The sequence below is a fragment of the Lysinibacillus sp. FN11 genome (genome assembly GCF_024628845.1).
Lineage (GTDB): Bacteria > Bacillota > Bacilli > Bacillales_A > Planococcaceae > Lysinibacillus > Lysinibacillus capsici.
In genome coordinates this window covers 3,461,649-3,478,850 of sequence record NZ_CP102383.1, presented here as the reverse complement: position 1 = coordinate 3,478,850, position 17,202 = coordinate 3,461,649, and the positions used below count along the sequence as shown (strand labels likewise).

The window sequence follows — 17,202 nt, the reverse complement described above, 5'->3', positions numbered from 1 at the left end:
CTAATGGTTATCTCCAATATGTCTCCGTCCAAATAATTCCTTTGTTCCCGCCCGAATGAGGGAAGTAAACAAAGTGTACACCTCCTATGATTTAAAAAATTGTTGGATGTTTCAATCATAAATTATTTAAAAGAAAAACACAAATATTGACAACAACTTTTTCACTTGTTTTTCATGGATCTTTTGAAAAAATGTAACTAGATTCAAATACCAAAAGATTGTAATTACCATGGCTATATGCTAACTTTAGAAAGATCAAAGATAGTTTGTTTAGGGAAAGAAGCATTTTGCATCTCATATAATACGACACGTCAAAAATCTCAAGAGTGCTTTAGCTTGCGGATTTTTTTAAATGAATTATTTTTTATAGTAAAGGGGGAGTCTCAATCATCATTTGAGACTCCCCCTTTCTAAATTGTTTGCCCTATTTATTCTTGCTGGAAGCGTAATTTTAAACACGCTTTTTCAACATCATGAACCGTTTCCTTTAAAGGTATTTCACCTGTCAACGGTGCGATAGATACAGGTGCTTTTTCCGTTATGCCTTGTTGTGTTAAAACATAGTTCTTATTATTATACGTTAAATAGAACGTTTTAATCGATTTCTTGCCGAAAGAGCTAGTAGAAGAATCAAAAAAGCCCTTTAGTTGACTGCAATACTCATTGTAAAAGTCGCTTTTATAGCCAGAAAGTTCCTCGAACTTCTTACTATTAACAGCACCCGCCTCATCCGCTAATTCGAATATTTTGGCGGAAAATTCTGAAAAAAATTCTTTTACTTTTACACGAATTAATGCTTTTGAATTATAGCTATTTAAGTCATCCGAAAGTGTGACTTTACTCATTGAAATGGCCCCCTGCATAAAAAACATTTACTATTAAGCTGATATCATAAATGTATAAGAAAAATATACAAATTTCAACAGGATTCAACATAATTAGCTTAAATGATGTGTTATTAATAGTAAATATAGGTATTTTTATACGGGATCACAACGAAAAATTGACTATCCAACTTAATCATATACATGAAACAGCATAAGCTCATGTATCATTTTTTTAACAACCTCCTCGTCTGATGGAATGGCTCCTATCCACTCAATCGTACCGTCCTTTAAATACTCCGCTTGGTATCGTTCTCGTTGATAAAAAAATGAAATAGCCCACCCAGGTAGTTGCGTGTTTTCAAATAGTGGTTTAAAACTGAAATGTTGAATCATAATCAAACCTCACTTCTCATAGTATGTAGTCATATTATTCAAGTATAACGGTATTTTTGCAACTATTCACTTTTCATAGAAGTAAGTAGGATGAAATTGAAATTCTAAAGGGGTATTTCTTTCGTTGAAAATCATTGCTCTGCTATAATGAATGCAGAAGGCGACAAAATACGCCAATCTTGAATACAATTGAAATGAGAGGATACTAATGGATAATTTTATAGTGGCATTACTTTTTATGGCTATCATTGGGGCTGCAATTGGGGGCGTTACAAATCACTTAGCCATTAAAATGCTTTTTCGTCCATATAAAGCGATATATATTAAAAATTGGCGTGTACCGTTTACACCAGGCCTTATACCCAAACGCCGTGATGAATTAGCGAAACAGCTGGGCCTTACTGTAGTAAATTATTTACTAACGCCTGAAACATTTAGAAAAAAGTTTTTCTCTAAGGATATTCAAGACAAAGTAGAACACTTTGTGCAAACAAAAGTTGAAGAAACAATCTTTACAAACGACAAAACAATTCAGGATTGGCTAAACTTAGCTGGGTTTTCGCATTTACCTACTACCATTGAACAGAAGGTTGAAGCAATTGTTGAGGGACAATTTTCGTCGGTAAAGAATACACTATCAACAAAATCAATTCGTACGCTGCTATCAGACGATATCCAAAATACAATTGATGCTAAAATTCCAGTAGCAGTTCAGCATATTTTAGAAAAAGGCGAGGATTATTTTTTATCACCAGAAGGTGAAATGACGATTAAGGCAATGATTGATGACTTTTTATCATCAAAAGGGTCTCTAGGCGGCATGATCAATATGTTCTTAGGTGATTCCTCTTCATTAGTTGGGAAAGTTCAACGTGAACTTGTGAAGTTTTTACAAGCACCAGGAACAACAACATTACTAACAAAAATATTTTCACAGGAATGGGAAAAACTCAAAGATCGACCAGCTATGGACTTTTTGCAAGATGTTAAATTTGACCCCATTTTATCGAAATTACAAGTGTACGTGAAAGAACAATTAGCAATCTCTGAACGTTTAAATCAACCGATTTCTTATTATTGGCCAGAAGGAAATGACTGGGCGAAGTATACCGTGATTCCACAAGTTATAGAAAAGGCTTTTGTGAAGGCAGAGGAAAAACTTGAGGATGTACTAAAACGTTTAAACTTACAAGAGGTTGTGCGAGAGCAGGTTGACTCATTCCCAGTAGAGAAGTTAGAGGAGCTTGTATTAGGTATTTCAAAACGTGAGTTTAAAATGATTACTGTATTAGGTGCAGTGCTTGGTGGATTGATTGGGATTGTGCAAGGCTTGATTGTTTACTTTATTTAAAAGGAGATTGTATGAATGATTAATATTTATAATGACATTAATGCGCTAGAAGCAACTTTCCGTAAGATTCCAGAATTTGAAGCGTTAAAAGCTGCTGTTGAAGTTGTTAAAAATGATGAAGAGGCATTAAATGTCTTTAAAAACTTCCGTAAAATCCAAATCGAATTACAGAAAAAGCAATTAGCTGGTGAGGATATTTTGGAAGATGAGCTTGTCTATGCACAAAAAGCGGCACAGCTAGCACAGCAAAATGAAAAAATTTCAACGATGCTTGAGTCAGAAATGAAGGTAAGTAAAGTAATCGAAGAAGTAAATCGCATTTTAATAAAACCTATCCAAGGTTTATATGAAGGAATTCAATAAAAGGTGATAATCGCAATTTAAAAAGGAATAATTTTTCTAGGAATTGCACATATAACAAGTAAGAGGAAAACGTGTATCCGCTATTGGTCGGTACACGTTTTTGCTTTATGGACCAGTTAAAGAGTATTGGAGGTTATGAATATGCATGTCATCATTGAATGGACCTATAAAACACCAAAAGGAGCAACAACAGTTTTACGTTCAGCTGAAATGCCTGCAGCTCAAGCACTTTTACTTGCAGAGGATATGGAAAGAACGGGAAGGGTAAAATCCCTACATTATATTGATCGGCAAGATACAAATTGGTCACTTAAAGAGCTAAAAGCATATTTAAAGGAAATTGATACAGAGCCTCATAATATTACGGTCTATTTTGATGGAGGTTTTGATCGTGGGACAAGACAAGCAGGACTAGGCTGCGTTATTTATTATGAACAAAATGGTAAACCTTTACGATTGAGAAGAAATGCCTTTTCATCTGAATTGAAATCAAATAACGAGGCAGAGTATGCAGCGCTTTATTTAGCCTTAGTAGAGCTTGAACTTTTAAATGTCCACCATTTGCCTGTGCGTATTATAGGAGATTCACAAGTGGTCATCAATCAGCTGAATGGGGAATGGCCAGCATTGGAAAAAGAACTTGCAAGCTGGGCAGATAAAATTGATGCTAAGCTTGAGCAACTTCACATTCAAGCTGAATACCAGCTTGTTTCACGTAAGGATAATTCGGAAGCGGACCGCCTTGCTACTCAAGCTTTAAATGGCATCGATATTACTGGTTTGAGTGAGATTGTTAAAGACTAGGAATAAGAGGTGGCAGTATCTACTGCCACCTCTCAGACTGTAGACAAAGTCGATTTTTTCGACTTTGTCTATTATTTTTAAATTAGACGGCTATAAGCACAATTCTTTTTAGATTTTCTAAACCCTTTATTTTCAAGGATTCAGAAAAACATTTGAACATAGAAAACAAAAATCAAATGCCGACATATGATAACTTTTTATTACGAATTTAGTTTGTCGACACTCTGAGAGGTGGCAGTATCTACTGCCACCTCTTTCTCATAAAATCCTCTGTTTGCACTGAAACTTTTCCCATTTTAAAACTACTACTACTATGAATCCAAACAATAAGGAGAGATTTTATGAACATGAAAAAAATAGCACCTGCAGCTATGTCTGCATTATTATTTGGAAGTGCCCTTGTACCGGTAGCTTCAGCAAATGAGCAGCAATCTACAGAAGCAGAGGTACCACAAATACAAATTGATCCCGTACACATTTTTAATGATACTCGTGGTACTGTGGAAGATGTTCGTGTTGGGGAAAATATTACATATTACACAGTAAAAGAAGGCGAGCAAACAAATGTATTAGAAATTACTAAAGATACGCTCGTGTTCGACAATACTGGGAAGAAAGTGGAGCTTCAAAAGGGAGATAGAGTATTAGCTTATACATTTGCTAACAAACCGCAAAAATATATTTATCCACCACAATTCGATCCAGAGGTTGTCATCGTTGAAACAGAAGAGGTTGGTTTTGTAGAAGTGGATTATTTCTTGGAAGATTTAACTAATACGTATGATATTTTAAAATTAAATATTGCGAAAGAAACAGTGCTACTCAATGAAAAAGGTGTAAAGGTAGACGCTAAAGATTTAGCAGAGAAGCATCTAGTTGTTTTCTATACAGCCTCTACTAAAAGTATTCCAGCTCAAACAACACCATCTAAAGTAATTGTACTGGACGATGATTCCTCCACTACTAAGAATCCAATACTTGAAGAAATTGATAATATTATTGCATCCGATTCTTACGAAGTAGCTGGTACAAAAATGGTGCCATTACGTGTGATCGCTGAAAAGCTTGGCTTCAAAGTGGATTCTACAGGCAAGGGGGCAATCCTTTCAAAAGGGAATATGTCTTACACAATTACTCGCGGTGAAAAGACATTTGGCTATAATAAGGCATTACGTACACTAACAGTCGCACCGACCTTAAAAGAAACAAAGACATATGTACCTGTTGAATTTGTGGATGAATATTTAAAATGATTAAGAAAATAGTATGCCAACAATGCTTGGCATACTATTTTTATTTGTGGTTACTCAGCCATTGCTAGAGTGTAATGGTTCTTTGAGGAAATAAAGGCTGGATATTTTTTCGCAAATTGTTGGAGACATTGTTTAAAGGGTTTTGTACTCATAAAGTTTTTAGCTAATACCATTTCATCTGAATACAATAAAAATTGCTGAAAATGGTGTTGAATAAATACCCTTGTCTTTTCATAATGCTTGTTAATTGAAATAGCGCCATAGATTTCTTGTTGGTCAATAATAAAAATAAAATCACAAAGTACTTTATGTGTGCCGTATTTAAGTTTTACCGTGACATATAATGTTTTTTCATCACAGCGCTCTAAATCAAAATGGTGGAATGCTACTTCTACTTGAGGAATAAAGCTCGAAACAGGTTTATAATTGTCATTTTTTAAAATAAACATTCTCGACACCACCTTTTCTGAAAATTATAATGACAAAAAAATAGTTTGTCTATATTTAAACTGAATATTCTGTTATTTTATAGATTCTAATTGTTATTTTGCTTATAGTCATAGAAATTTGTTAAACTTAAATTTGCAATATATAAAAGAAGAGAGCGAAACGAAATGAAAATTATTCATATAGATCAAAAATATCCTGAAGATTGGATTCGCGTATTAAATCATATTGCGAATTTATTTTTTGAGGATTCCAAGCTGAAAGTTGAACCAATGGGAGCAGACATGTCTGCTTCATTTGACTATCAGACTGGAGATGATTTTTCCGTTTCTACAAAAGCAAATTTGATTGTAGATGGTAAGCAATACACGAATGAGTATCGTATTCAATATGAATCCCCAGCAACAGATCGTGAGCTAAATATTCGTATAAAACGTGCATTGTCACATGTATTTTTAGATGTTCTTGAACAGCATACTGGGGTGCATCAACAATGGGGGATTTTAACGGGTGTACGCCCGACAAAGCTGTATCATAAATTTAGAAAAGAAGGTAAGAGTGAGCAAGAAATTGCTGATCTATTAATTCGAGATTTCCGCTTATCAAAGGAGAAAGTTGGACTATTAAAGGAAATTGTGGACCGACAACTAGTGACCATTCCTGATCTTGATGCGATTGGACAAGAAATCAGTGTTTATATTGGTATTCCATTCTGCCCTACCAAATGTGCATATTGCACTTTCCCAGCCTATGCGATTGGTAGCAATCGTAAGCAGGGACGTGTTACGACTTTTTTAGATGGCTTGCATATTGAATTGCGTGAAATGGGCAAATGGCTGAAGGACAATAATATGAAAATCACCTCCATTTATTGGGGTGGTGGTACACCGACTTCAATTGAGGCCGATGAAATGGATGCCTTATATCAAACGATGTATGAATCATTTCCTAACCCTGAAACAATTCGAGAGGTGACAGTTGAAGCAGGAAGACCTGATACCATCACACCAGAAAAATTAGAAGTACTAAAAAAATGGGGTATTGATCGTATTAGTGTAAATCCACAATCTTATACTGATGAAACATTAAAAGCAATTGGTCGTCATCACACAGTCCAGGAAACCATTGATAAGTTTTGGCTTGCAAGAGAATCAGGTATGAACAATATCAATATGGATCTTATCATTGGGCTACCCAATGAAGGGATTGAGGAATTCCAACATTCATTAGAGGAATCGGCAAAGATGCAGCCAGAGTCTTTAACTGTTCATACGCTATCCTTTAAACGTGCGTCAGAGATGACACGTAATAAGGATAAATACAAAGTAGCCGACCGTGATACGGTAGCTGAAATGATGGAAATGGCACAAATTTGGACAAAAGAAAATGATTATGTTCCATACTATTTATATCGTCAGAAAAATATTTTAGGTAATTTAGAAAATGTCGGCTATAGTAAAGCGGGAGAAGAAAGTATTTATAATATCGTGATTATGGAAGAAGTGCAGACAATCTTAGGAATTGGCTGTGGGGCATCCTCAAAATTTGTTCATCCCGAAACAGGGAGAATTACACAATTCCATAATCCGAAAGATCCTGCTGCCTATATCATGACCTTTGAAGAGGCTATTGGGAAGAAAATTGAATTTTTAAATGAATTATATAAGGCTTAATGATAAAGGCAATCTGCTATGTTCAGATTGCCTTCATTGTTTGTAGTGTTCGCAATGTACAGGCCATTTTTAGCAGAACAGCATCCTCAAAGTATTGCGGATCATAGCCTGTTAATTCCCTTATTTTATTTAAACGATAAGTAAGTGTATGTCGATGAATATTCAATTGCTGAGCACAATGCTTTAGCTGTAAATTACAGTCAAAAAACGATTGTAATGTTTCCAATTGTTTAGTGTCTAAATTTTTTAGTATACGACAGTGAAATGCTTGTACCTCCTCTGATTCACGAGGTTTAAAAAGGGAAAATAACTCGACATCTTCAAAAAAAGTCAATTCATTATGGATGGCAGCAAATTTTAGAGCTGTTCTGGCACCTTGGTAGCTATAGGGAAGCTGAGATAAATGCTGTACCACAGGCCCTACACCAATTTGAAGGGAGGGAAGTTTCTGCTTCTGCTTACGCAGTGCTTTTATAATAGGACGGCAATTTTTCTCCCCATAATTTGTTAGTAGGATATAGTATTCCTGTAATTGGCTATGACCAGCAAGAATAGGCTGTTTGTAAAATAGATCCTCAAAAAAGAAGGGTATTGTATTTTCTGCGTAGGATGCTTCATTTAAGCTCACTAAAATCACCTGAAAAGGGCCCAATAGAGCAAATGGTAATTTCTGAATCCGTTCATTTAAGGCACCGTCTAGCTTACTTCCATGAACGAGTGCTTCAAATATGTAATCGTTATTCTTTCGTTGCCATTCACTTTTAGATTCAACAATCGCTTGATGGGCCATAATCTCTGTTGTGAGTTGAACGAGATTAGCAATTTCAAGCATATCCTCTGAATCTCCTGTAATACCTATAATACCTACAACCTCATCTTGATACATAATCGGCATATTGATGCCTGGTTTTGTGTTTGGATAAAGTGCTATATTTTCCTCATTTATAATTAAAGTCTCTTTTGTCTGTGCTACATATAATGCACCTTCATGAATATTTTCCACCCTCATTTTATCTCCGGAAGCTAAAATGACTCCACTTGGACTGATAACATTAATATTGTGACGCAAGCGCAACATCGTTTGATGGACGATGTCTTCTGCTAACTTTTTTGTCAACATGTTTATACACCTCGCATAAAAAACAGCCTGTTATATGACAGATAAATTGTACACCTATTATAATGTTTTCTGAATTTATTGTCATTATAATAATTGTAAGCGCTTAACTTAGGGATATGAAAATTTACGTAAATGTCAATGGAGGACATAAGTGGAGGTATAACATGAAAGTTATAATTAGTCCAGATTCCTACAAGGGTACTCTGTCAGCAGTCGAAGTAGCAAAGGCAATGCAAAAAGGAATCTTAGATGTGGATCATTCAATTGAAACAATTATACTACCAGTGGCAGATGGTGGTGAAGGTACACTGCAATCACTTATTACCTCTACAGATGGTCGATATTGCTCAGCAACTGTGCTTGATCCATTGGGAAGAGCTATCCAGGCTCAATATGGTGTACTGGGCGATCAAGTAACCTGTGTAATAGAGATGGCTCAAGCATCTGGTATTATGCTGTTACAAGAAAATGAGAAAAATCCTGAACTAGCTACATCTTATGGCACAGGACAATTAATTAAAGCCGCACTTGATCAAGGTTTTAGAAAATTTATTATTGGCATTGGTGGAAGTGCTACAAATGATGCGGGTACTGGTATGTTACAAGCATTAGGTGTGCGATTATTAACAGCGGAAGGGTTGGAACTTGAGGCTGGTGTTTCTAACCTTATGGAATTAGATGTCATAGATATGAGTCTACTAGATACTAGATTAGCAGAAGCAACATTTACGATTGCCTGTGATGTGGATAATCCGCTTATTGGTGAACGAGGAGCCACTGCCATCTTTGGTCCACAAAAGGGTGTTCAAAAACACCAGGTCGCTGAATTTGATCGTTGTTTAAAGCATTTTGCAGATATTGTTGAAGCTCAATTTACTATACGATTACATGATTATAAAGGTGCGGGAGCCGCTGGGGGAATGGGGGGCGCATTAATCGCTTTTTTAAAAGGAACCTTCCATGCAGGAATTGATCTTGTGCTGGACGCTGTACAGCTTCAGGCTCATTTAGCAGAAGCGCAGTTAGTGATAACGGGTGAAGGAAAATCGGATCTCCAAACATTACATGGTAAGGCACCATTAGGTGTAGCAAGGGCTGCAAAGCAAGCGAATGTAGAGGCGATGCTGCTGTCTGGAGGAATTGATACAAAGGCAAATGCAGCATTACAAGCGTATTTTACAGTTGTTGAGTCATTGGTAGATGAGGAGATTGGTGTGCAGCAGGCAATGCAAGAACCTGCTCACTTTATTCGGTTAAAAACAAGAAGAATAATAGAGCGTTACTTACAAAAGGGGGATGACTAGATGTTGTTCATTATTATATTAATAGGGGTATTATTTGTTGTCTTAGGGACGGCTAAGTTAAAGCTTCATCCGTTTTTAGCTTTACTAATCAGCGCTTTCTTCGTTGGAATTGCTTCAGGTATGCCATTATTGACAGTAGTGGAAAGCATTAATACTGGATTTGGAGGCTTAATGACAAGTATTGGTTTAGTTATTATTGCTGGTACTATTATAGGCTTAATATTAGAAAAATCAGGTGCTGCTTATCGAATGGCAGAAGTAGTGTTAAGAATTGTAGGACCTAAACGTCCGCAATTAGCGATGTCTTTAATTGGCTATATCGTATCCATACCAGTATTCTGTGATTCAGGCTTTATTATTTTATCTAGCTTGCAAAAATCATTGGCAAAGCGAGCGAATGTCACGATTGCATCTATGGCAGTAGCTTTAGCAACTGGGTTATTTGCGACGCATGTATTAGTACCACCAACTCCAGGGCCTATTGCAGCGGCAGGAAATATTGGCGCAGCAGATTATATAGGAACAGTCATTGTCATTGGTTTACTAGTTGCAATACCAGCGACATTCGTAGGCTATCTATGGTCAGTAAAAGTGGCGACAAAAATTCGCGTTCCTGAAGATCAAGTAGAGGCATTAGATTATGAGGAAGTCATTAAATCCTTTGGTAAAATGCCCTCAACATTTAAAGCATTTTTACCAATCGTTCTGCCGATTGTGTTAATTGGTTTGGGTTCTATAGCAGCATTAGTTGGTGATACGGAATCGACTGTCAATACCATCTTTAAATTCTTAGGTTCTCCAACAGTGGCACTATTTTTAGGTGTAGCAGCAGCCTTTTTATTATTACCTGAAATCAATGAAACGACATTAACAGGTTGGATTGGCGAAAGTCTAAAAGAAGCAGCACCAATTTTACTTATAACAGGGGCAGGTGGTTCGTTCGGAACTGTTATAAAAAATGCTGGTGTTGGAGAAATGCTTCAGGAGATGGATTTAGGTATGTTTGCCTCAGGTACATTATTCCTTCTTGTGCCGTTTATAGTAGCAGCCGCGTTGAAAACAGCTCAAGGTTCTTCCACAACAGCTCTTGTGATTACCTCAACTTTAGTAGCCCCAATGCTTGTGACGTTGGGAATTGATGGAGCGGTACCATTAGCATTAGTGGTGATGGCAATAGGTGCAGGAGCAATGACAGTTAGCCATGTGAATGATAGCTTCTTTTGGGTGATTACGCAGTATAGTGGTATGGAAGTAACACAAGCCTATAAAGCCCAAACGGTGGCCACATTACTCCAAGGGCTTGTGACCATTATTATTACGATGATTTTATGGTGGATATTTGTTTAAAGTAAAAGGAGAGCAGCCCATGGCTAGCTCTCTTTTTGTATAATAGGAAAATAGAAAGGAAGTTAGTAGATGAAAAAAATAATGGTATTACTCCTTTGTATTTTTTTATTAGCTGGCTGTACCGAGGCAGTCAAGACAGAGAAAATTCCTGTAACAGCTGGTCATGAAATGCATGTTCATTTTATTGATGTAGGGCAGGGTGATTCTATACTGATTGAATCACCAAGTGGTAAAACGATGCTTATAGATGGGGGAGTGAAGGGCGCAGGGCAACAGATTGTCTCTTATTTAAAAGAACTTGGGATAAATAAGCTTGATATTGTAGTAGCAACACACCCAGATGCTGATCATATTGGAGGACTTATTCCTGTATTAGATAACATGACGACTGAGCAATTTTATGATTCGGGAAAAGTACATACATCGCAAACCTTTGAGGAGATGCTGACACAAATCGATGAAAAAAATATTCCTTATCATGTGCCGAAAATCGGTGATGATATCGAATTTGATAAGGATGTAAATGTGAAAGTTTTAAATGCCAATGATCAGGCTACAGATAATAACGATGCCTCCATTGTCTTAAAAATGACTTATGGGAATGTCTCTTTTTTATTGACAGGAGATGCCGGAGTGGCATTAGAAAAGGAAATGTTGCAGTATGATGTGAAAGCAACAGTGTTAAAAGCAGGACATCATGGCTCTAACACAAGTAGCTCAGATGAGTTCGTTCAGGCTGTAAAACCAGAGGTCGCGATATTAAGTTATGGAGAGGATAATAAGTATGGACATCCACATGCAGAAGTAATGGATCGTTTGCAGGCTATTGGTAGTAAAATCTATGCCACCGCGGATTTAGGAACGATTACGGTGTCAACAGATGGGGTAAACTATACGGTGAACAGTAAGGAAACTTCTAGTGTAGGAACTGGTAATATACGATCTAAAGGTGAAGAACCGACAACAGCTATTGAAATCGTTAGCAAGGATCTAGTTACTGAAACTGTAGGAATTAAAAATAGTGGACAACACGCAGTATCTTTAAAAGATTGGCAGCTTATTTCAATTGAAGGGCATCAAGTTTATAATTTCCCTAATCTTTCTTTACAGCCAGGGAAAACGATTTATATTACTAGTGGAACCAATGCGCGGGAAGGGCAAAATTATTTGAAATGGACAACTAAACAAATTTGGTTAAATGATGGAGATGCTGCGCAATTACGCAATGAGAAAGGGGAACTTGTAAGTGAGCTTGAGTAAATACACATTGGATCGTATTGAAGATGGCTATGCGGTTTTTTTAAAGTTTCCAGCAGAAGAGGAACAACTCATTATTTCACAGTCAGCCATGAACAAGCCTGTGCAAGTAGGTGATCGTGTTCAGATAGAAGAAAAAGATGGTATTTACCATATAGAAATTTTACAAGAAGAAACACTACAAAAAAGAGCAGACCTATATAGTTTAATGAATCGTTTACGAAATAAAAATAATTAATAGATGACAAGCTGTGATAAAGTGACACACAGCTTGTTTTTAGATAGAGGAATTGTACGTAATTAGTTATCCTAAATATTTTGAAAATATGCTAAAATAGTAGTATTAATCAGGAGCTAGGAGCGGACAAAAATGTCGATAAATACAATTATTTTTGATTTAGATGATACACTACTATGGGATAAAAAATCAGTCAAAACTGCATTTGAAAAAACATGTGACTATGCAGCAACAGTACATAATGTGAATCCTGCTGAGCTAGAGGAAGCTGTTCGCCGAGAGGCACGTGCTTTATATGAGAGTTATGAAACATATGATTATACGGTATTAATTGGTATCAATCCATTTGAAGGTCTATGGGGAACGTTTGACGACTCGACGGATTCCTTCCAAAAAATGAAAGAAATTGTGCCTAGCTATCGTGCAGCGGCTTGGACAAAAGGGTTAGCTGCTCTAGGTATTGAAGATACAGCGTTTGGAGAGGAACTGGGAGAGCGCTTTGTAGCCGAGCGTAAAGTAGCGCCATTTTTATACGAAGATACTTTTGCAGTGTTAGACGAATTAAAAGGAAAATATCAGCTTGTATTGCTTACAAATGGCGCACCAAGTTTGCAAAATTTAAAGCTAGAAATCACACCAGAAATTGCCCCATATTTTGATCATATTATTATTTCAGGTGACTTTGGTAAAGGTAAGCCGGACGCATCTATTTTTGAGTATGTGATGGAAAAAGCAGGTATTACAGCGGACGAGGCAATTATGGTTGGCGACAATCTTAATACTGATATTTTGGGTTCATCTCGTGTGGGAATGCGCAATGTATGGATTAATCGTGAAAGCAATATCGCCAACGGGGCTGTGACACCTACCTATGAGGTGGACTCTTTGACAGCGTTGTTGGAGCTTGTAAATAAGCTATAGTATAAAAAATGTACTGATCCTTCATGGAGACAGTACATTTTTTTATTAAAAATAGATATTCAGTCCAAGGTATAAACATGTAAAAGCTACCGCTATACAAAGCTGAACAAGAGCGCTAGCAATTAAGTAACCCTGAGGTTCGCCAGCCTTTTTACGATAATAGATTTGCATAAAGGAGTATAGTGAAAAAAGGCCATAAATAATTGTTGCATGAATAGTATGCTGTACAAGATAGATACCAAATGAAATACCTCCAAACAATACGAGCATGATGGCATTGGCAATGGCATGCTCAACTGTCGCAGCGAAAAAGCGACGTTCTGTATAAGGCATTCTTTTTTTAGCAATCCATAGGATGAAATGCATAAGTAGGATGAAAATGTTCCCTAAAATCAGTTTCGTCGACCGCTTCTCATCATAAAAATAGCGTAAAGAGTCAATTGATTCTTCAATCAGAAAGGCTTGCTGGGTTTCAACATTGAAGAAAATCTTGTTATTGAGTACCTTCCATTTCTCTTGTGTATGGTCATTGTAGAGAATCAAAATATCATAGCTAGTACCACTTTTCCATTGACTAGCGGATATTGTTATAGGAGAAGCGTTGTCCCAATTTTGTTGTAGCTGTGTAATAGCCTTTGAATGAGCATAGCATTGCTGAGGAACATAAAGGCAAGAATCTTTTGCTATAAAGGTTTCCTTGTTCAGATTCTCCTTTAAGTAGACTCGTTGGATGGCTTTGGAGGAATCCATTGTCGTAGGAGAATCACTAGGACGTTGAACAAAAGATAAAACTAAAAAAGAAAGAACTACTATAAAAAGCAATGTTACAGAAGGGATTTTCCATTTATTTTTTGATAGTTGTTTATTAATTACTGAAGGCTCTGTCATATTGCGTAATATTACTTTTTCCTGCTGATCAGATAACGTTAAATCATCTAAGTGTTGCCATGTCTTCTTATCATTCTTCATCCATCTCACCTCCTAGCTGTTTTTTTAATGCGACGAGTGCTCGTTTTAATGTGTTTTTTACTTTCCCCTCATTCCAGCCAAGAATATTGGAGGTTTCCTCGATGGATAGTCCCTCTATTTTGCGCAGAATAATCACATCACGATAGGTAATTTTTAGTTTTCTAATTGCAAGATACAGTATTTTGGCATCTTCTCGTTGCATCAGCCATTGATGAGGAGAAGGTGATACTTGTTCTTCATGTTGTTGTAAAAAAGGAACAAACTGAATGATCCTTTTTCGACGATAATGATCATAGGCAAGGTTACGCGCAGTGCACCGTAACCAAGCAAGATCAGCCCCTTCTTTTATTGTTTGATGATGTTTCAAATAACGGACAAAGGTTTCCTGTGTATAATCCTCCGCTAATTTTTCGTCATTTAGTAAGTAATATAAGTATTTAAAAATGGTGTGATTATGTAAGTAAAATATTTCTTCTATGTTCAAGCTGTGCACCTCCTTTTCTTTAAAGACGAAGAACCCACAGAAAAGTATCATTTTCCCAAAATAAAAAGCAGAGAGTAGAGACCCCCTGCTTCTTGCTGTTATTAATTATAGGTTAATGGCTTTTACCTCATCAATGTTTTCAAGCTGTGCCACAAAAACTAAATCTTCTTCTGTTACAACATTATCAACCGTTAACATCATAACCGCTGTACCACCAACCTGTGCACGACCTACCTGCATTGTTGCGATATTAATTTCTTTTTCTGCAAGCTTTGTTGCTACACGACCAATTGCACCTGGTTTGTCAGTATTTTTAATGTAAAGAAGGTGGCCTTGTGGAATGACGTCTACAACATAGTCCTCTACTTTTACAATGCGTGCACCTAAACCGTTTAATAGTGTACCCGCTACAGTATGTGTTTCGTTAGCAGTAGTAATTTCAATAGTAATTAAGCTTGTAAAGCCTTTTGCTGTTGTTGTTTTGTGCTCATTAATTTTCATACCAATACGTTCAGATAAGTAACGAGCATTCACATCATTGACATGATTACCGTGATTTTTAGACAGTAAACCTTTTAACGCATTTGAAGTTAATGGACGAACATCATAGTTTGCTACTTCACCTGCATAAGATAGGTTGATTTCTTTGACTGGCTCAGTTGTCACTTGTGATAGGAATGAACCAAGTTTTTCAGCTAATTCAAAGAAAGGCTCAACTTGTGCAAGAAGCTCTTTAGGTATTGATGGCATGTTTACTGGATTTGTTACAGTACCTGTTTTGTAAAATTTAATGATGTCATTTGATACGTCAACCGCTACAGATTCTTGTGCCTCGATTGTAGAAGCTCCTAAGTGAGGCGTTGCGATAACTTGTGGTAAAGTCAGTAGCTTATGATCTGTTGCTGGTTCAGAAACAAATACGTCAAGAGCAGCCCCAGCCACTTTTCCTGCTACGATTGCATCGTATAAATCGTCTTCATTGATGATACCGCCACGTGCACAGTTAATAATACGTACGCCATCTTTCATCATCGCAAATTTATCTTTATTAATAAGGTTGCGAGTTTCAGGTAGAAGTGGTGTATGAACTGTAATGAAATCAGCAGCTACACAAATTTCTTCAACTGTTGCTTTTGTTACACCTAATTCTTTAGCACGTTCATCTGTTAGGAATGGGTCGTATGCCATAACATTCATACGTTGACCTTTTGCACGATAAGCTACTTCAACACCGATTCGACCAAAACCTACAACACCTAAAGTTTTATTTTTTAGCTCCACGCCAACATAAGATTTGCGATCCCATTTGCCATTTTTTAATGTATTAAAAGCTTGTGGAATATGACGGGCAAGTGAAGTCATCATCGCAATTGTATGTTCAGCAGCTGAGTTTGTATTACCATCTGGTGCGTTTACCACGATAATGCCATGTTCTGTAGCAGCAGCAAGGTCAATATTATCGACACCAACACCCGCACGACCAATTAATTTTAAGCTTTTAGCTGCTTCAATTACTTCACGTGTTACCGTTGTTTGAGAACGAACAAGTAATACATCTACATCTGCAATTTTAGCGATTAATTCTTCTGGTGCTAGTCCTGTGTCTACAATAATGTTTAAATCTAAATCTTGTTCCTGACGTAATGGGAAAATACCATCCTCACTTAGTGGATCAGCGATAAATACGTTAATAGTTCTTGTTTTTGTTGCAGTAGTCATTATAATTAGCTCCTTTTTTATCATAATTGGTTATGGCTTTATCTACGACAGTCTGAAATTTGTAAAATTCGAACATCTTACAGCATACAAACAATCTCCTTTCTAAATCGAAAACAATATAAAAAGCCTTCCACGCCTTACAAACACAATTAGTGTGTTGTAAGGGGCGAAAGGCTGTATAAACTTTGGTTCGCGGTACCACCCTTAATCACTGCTGGAAAATTTATTCTGGCAGTCTTAGCTATATGCGTAACGTGCATGAGACGGATAAGCTTACTTTTAAGTTGTTCAGCCTATCTATTCAGGAGTGGAACTATTATCGTAGAAATCACTGATTTGCACCAACCATCAGCTCTCTTTGGATTTTCTTGCGACTAGTGTGTCTCCGTCGTTATATTTTTTGTGATTAAATTTGTTAACATCATAATCCCTATTGTTCACCTTTGTCAACGATATTTCTTAAAAACTTTAAAAATACTGACTTCAAAAGTCTGAAAAATAACTAAAAACGAACATTATTTATATTATTTTTATTTATTGTTCGTCTTTTTGGAAAGTACAATGAAAGCGCTAACGATATTTGCAAAGTCCGACAGTATCAAGTTTCTGTGTAGGTTTAGCATGGAAAATTATATGGGAATTAAATGGAATAAAATAGATGCTTTATGCTAATTATCCATGGATTTGTTCTAAGAAAGCGAACGTTTTTGTTTGTCACAATTTAGACAAAAA

The 17,202-nt window shown here is 36.5% G+C and carries 17 protein-coding genes and 1 other annotated feature; of the genes, 10 read left to right on the top strand and 7 right to left on the bottom strand.

The genetic code is table 11. From position 1 onward, the window contains the following. Positions 1-428: 428 nt before the first annotated feature. Positions 429-845, bottom strand: coding sequence for a hypothetical protein (locus tag NP781_RS18345; RefSeq protein WP_257520533.1), 417 nt, complete (start codon positions 843-845; stop codon positions 429-431). A gap of 171 nt (positions 846-1,016) precedes the next feature. After that, on the bottom strand, positions 1,017-1,220 hold the full coding sequence (locus tag NP781_RS18340; protein ID WP_004230813.1) for a YheE family protein: 204 nt from the start codon (positions 1,218-1,220) through the stop codon (positions 1,017-1,019). A 208-nt stretch (positions 1,221-1,428) separates the two neighbouring features. On the opposite strand from NP781_RS18340, the gene NP781_RS18335 reads away from it, so the two are divergent. From NP781_RS18335 to NP781_RS18320, 4 genes are all read left to right on the top strand, one after another. Further along, on the top strand, positions 1,429-2,571 hold the full coding sequence (locus NP781_RS18335) for a DUF445 domain-containing protein (protein WP_257520532.1): 1,143 nt from the start codon (positions 1,429-1,431) through the stop codon (positions 2,569-2,571). Positions 2,572-2,586: 15 nt separating this feature from the next. Then, positions 2,587-2,934 (top strand): YlbF family regulator, encoded by a 348-nt coding sequence (locus NP781_RS18330; protein WP_257520531.1) that lies wholly within the window; start codon positions 2,587-2,589, stop codon positions 2,932-2,934. A gap of 141 nt (positions 2,935-3,075) precedes the next feature. Then, positions 3,076-3,738, top strand: a complete 663-nt coding sequence (locus tag NP781_RS18325) for a ribonuclease H family protein (RefSeq protein WP_221681133.1) — start codon at positions 3,076-3,078, stop codon at positions 3,736-3,738. 341 nt (positions 3,739-4,079) lie between these two features. After that, positions 4,080-4,991 carry a copper amine oxidase N-terminal domain-containing protein gene (locus NP781_RS18320; RefSeq protein ID WP_257520530.1) on the top strand — a complete coding sequence of 304 codons (912 nt, stop codon included), beginning with the start codon at positions 4,080-4,082 and terminating at the stop codon, positions 4,989-4,991. Between the two features lie 50 nt (positions 4,992-5,041). On the opposite strand, the gene NP781_RS18315 is transcribed toward NP781_RS18320, so the two are convergent. Beyond that, positions 5,042-5,440, bottom strand: coding sequence for a hypothetical protein (locus NP781_RS18315; protein ID WP_221681135.1), 399 nt, complete (start codon positions 5,438-5,440; stop codon positions 5,042-5,044). 165 nt (positions 5,441-5,605) lie between these two features. On the opposite strand from NP781_RS18315, the gene NP781_RS18310 reads away from it, so the two are divergent. Next, positions 5,606-7,111 (top strand): coproporphyrinogen III oxidase, encoded by a 1,506-nt coding sequence (locus tag NP781_RS18310; RefSeq protein WP_221681136.1) that lies wholly within the window; start codon positions 5,606-5,608, stop codon positions 7,109-7,111. A 22-nt stretch (positions 7,112-7,133) separates the two neighbouring features. Here NP781_RS18310 and NP781_RS18305 read toward each other — a convergent pair whose 3' ends face one another. After that, complete coding sequence (locus tag NP781_RS18305) at positions 7,134-8,231, bottom strand: CdaR family transcriptional regulator (RefSeq protein WP_221681137.1); 1,098 nt, start codon at positions 8,229-8,231, stop codon at positions 7,134-7,136. 164 nt (positions 8,232-8,395) lie between these two features. Here NP781_RS18305 and NP781_RS18300 point away from each other — a divergent pair, with 164 nt between their 5' ends. The 5 genes from NP781_RS18300 to NP781_RS18280 all read left to right on the top strand — a co-directional run bounded on the left by NP781_RS18300 (position 8,396) and on the right by NP781_RS18280 (position 13,298). After that, complete coding sequence (locus NP781_RS18300) at positions 8,396-9,535, top strand: glycerate kinase (protein ID WP_221681138.1); 1,140 nt, start codon at positions 8,396-8,398, stop codon at positions 9,533-9,535. Next, a complete protein-coding gene (locus tag NP781_RS18295) occupies positions 9,536-10,882 on the top strand; it encodes a GntP family permease (RefSeq protein WP_221681139.1) in 1,347 nt (448 codons plus the stop codon). It begins immediately after the preceding gene. A gap of 69 nt (positions 10,883-10,951) precedes the next feature. After that, positions 10,952-12,142: an MBL fold metallo-hydrolase gene (locus NP781_RS18290; protein WP_257520528.1), complete on the top strand. Its 1,191-nt coding sequence runs from the start codon at positions 10,952-10,954 to the stop codon at positions 12,140-12,142. After that, a complete protein-coding gene (locus NP781_RS18285; RefSeq protein ID WP_257520527.1) occupies positions 12,129-12,377 on the top strand; it encodes a DUF3006 domain-containing protein in 249 nt (82 codons plus the stop codon). Before NP781_RS18290 ends, NP781_RS18285 begins: the two co-directional genes overlap by 14 nt. A 132-nt stretch (positions 12,378-12,509) precedes the next feature. Next, complete coding sequence (locus NP781_RS18280) at positions 12,510-13,298, top strand: HAD family hydrolase (protein WP_221681142.1); 789 nt, start codon at positions 12,510-12,512, stop codon at positions 13,296-13,298. Between the two features lie 45 nt (positions 13,299-13,343). Here NP781_RS18280 and NP781_RS18275 read toward each other — a convergent pair whose 3' ends face one another. From NP781_RS18275 to serA, 3 genes are all read right to left on the bottom strand, one after another. Beyond that, positions 13,344-14,267 carry a hypothetical protein gene (locus NP781_RS18275; RefSeq protein WP_257520526.1) on the bottom strand — a complete coding sequence of 308 codons (924 nt, stop codon included), beginning with the start codon at positions 14,265-14,267 and terminating at the stop codon, positions 13,344-13,346. Continuing rightward, on the bottom strand, positions 14,257-14,760 hold the full coding sequence (locus NP781_RS18270; RefSeq protein ID WP_225340465.1) for an RNA polymerase sigma factor: 504 nt from the start codon (positions 14,758-14,760) through the stop codon (positions 14,257-14,259). The genes NP781_RS18275 and NP781_RS18270 overlap by 11 nt, the downstream gene beginning before the upstream one ends. A gap of 96 nt (positions 14,761-14,856) precedes the next feature. Then, complete coding sequence (serA, locus tag NP781_RS18265) at positions 14,857-16,470, bottom strand: phosphoglycerate dehydrogenase (RefSeq protein ID WP_009373435.1); 1,614 nt, start codon at positions 16,468-16,470, stop codon at positions 14,857-14,859. Positions 16,471-16,629: 159 nt separating this feature from the next. Further along, positions 16,630-16,871, bottom strand: a binding site (T-box leader). Positions 16,872-17,202: the final 331 nt, after the last annotated feature.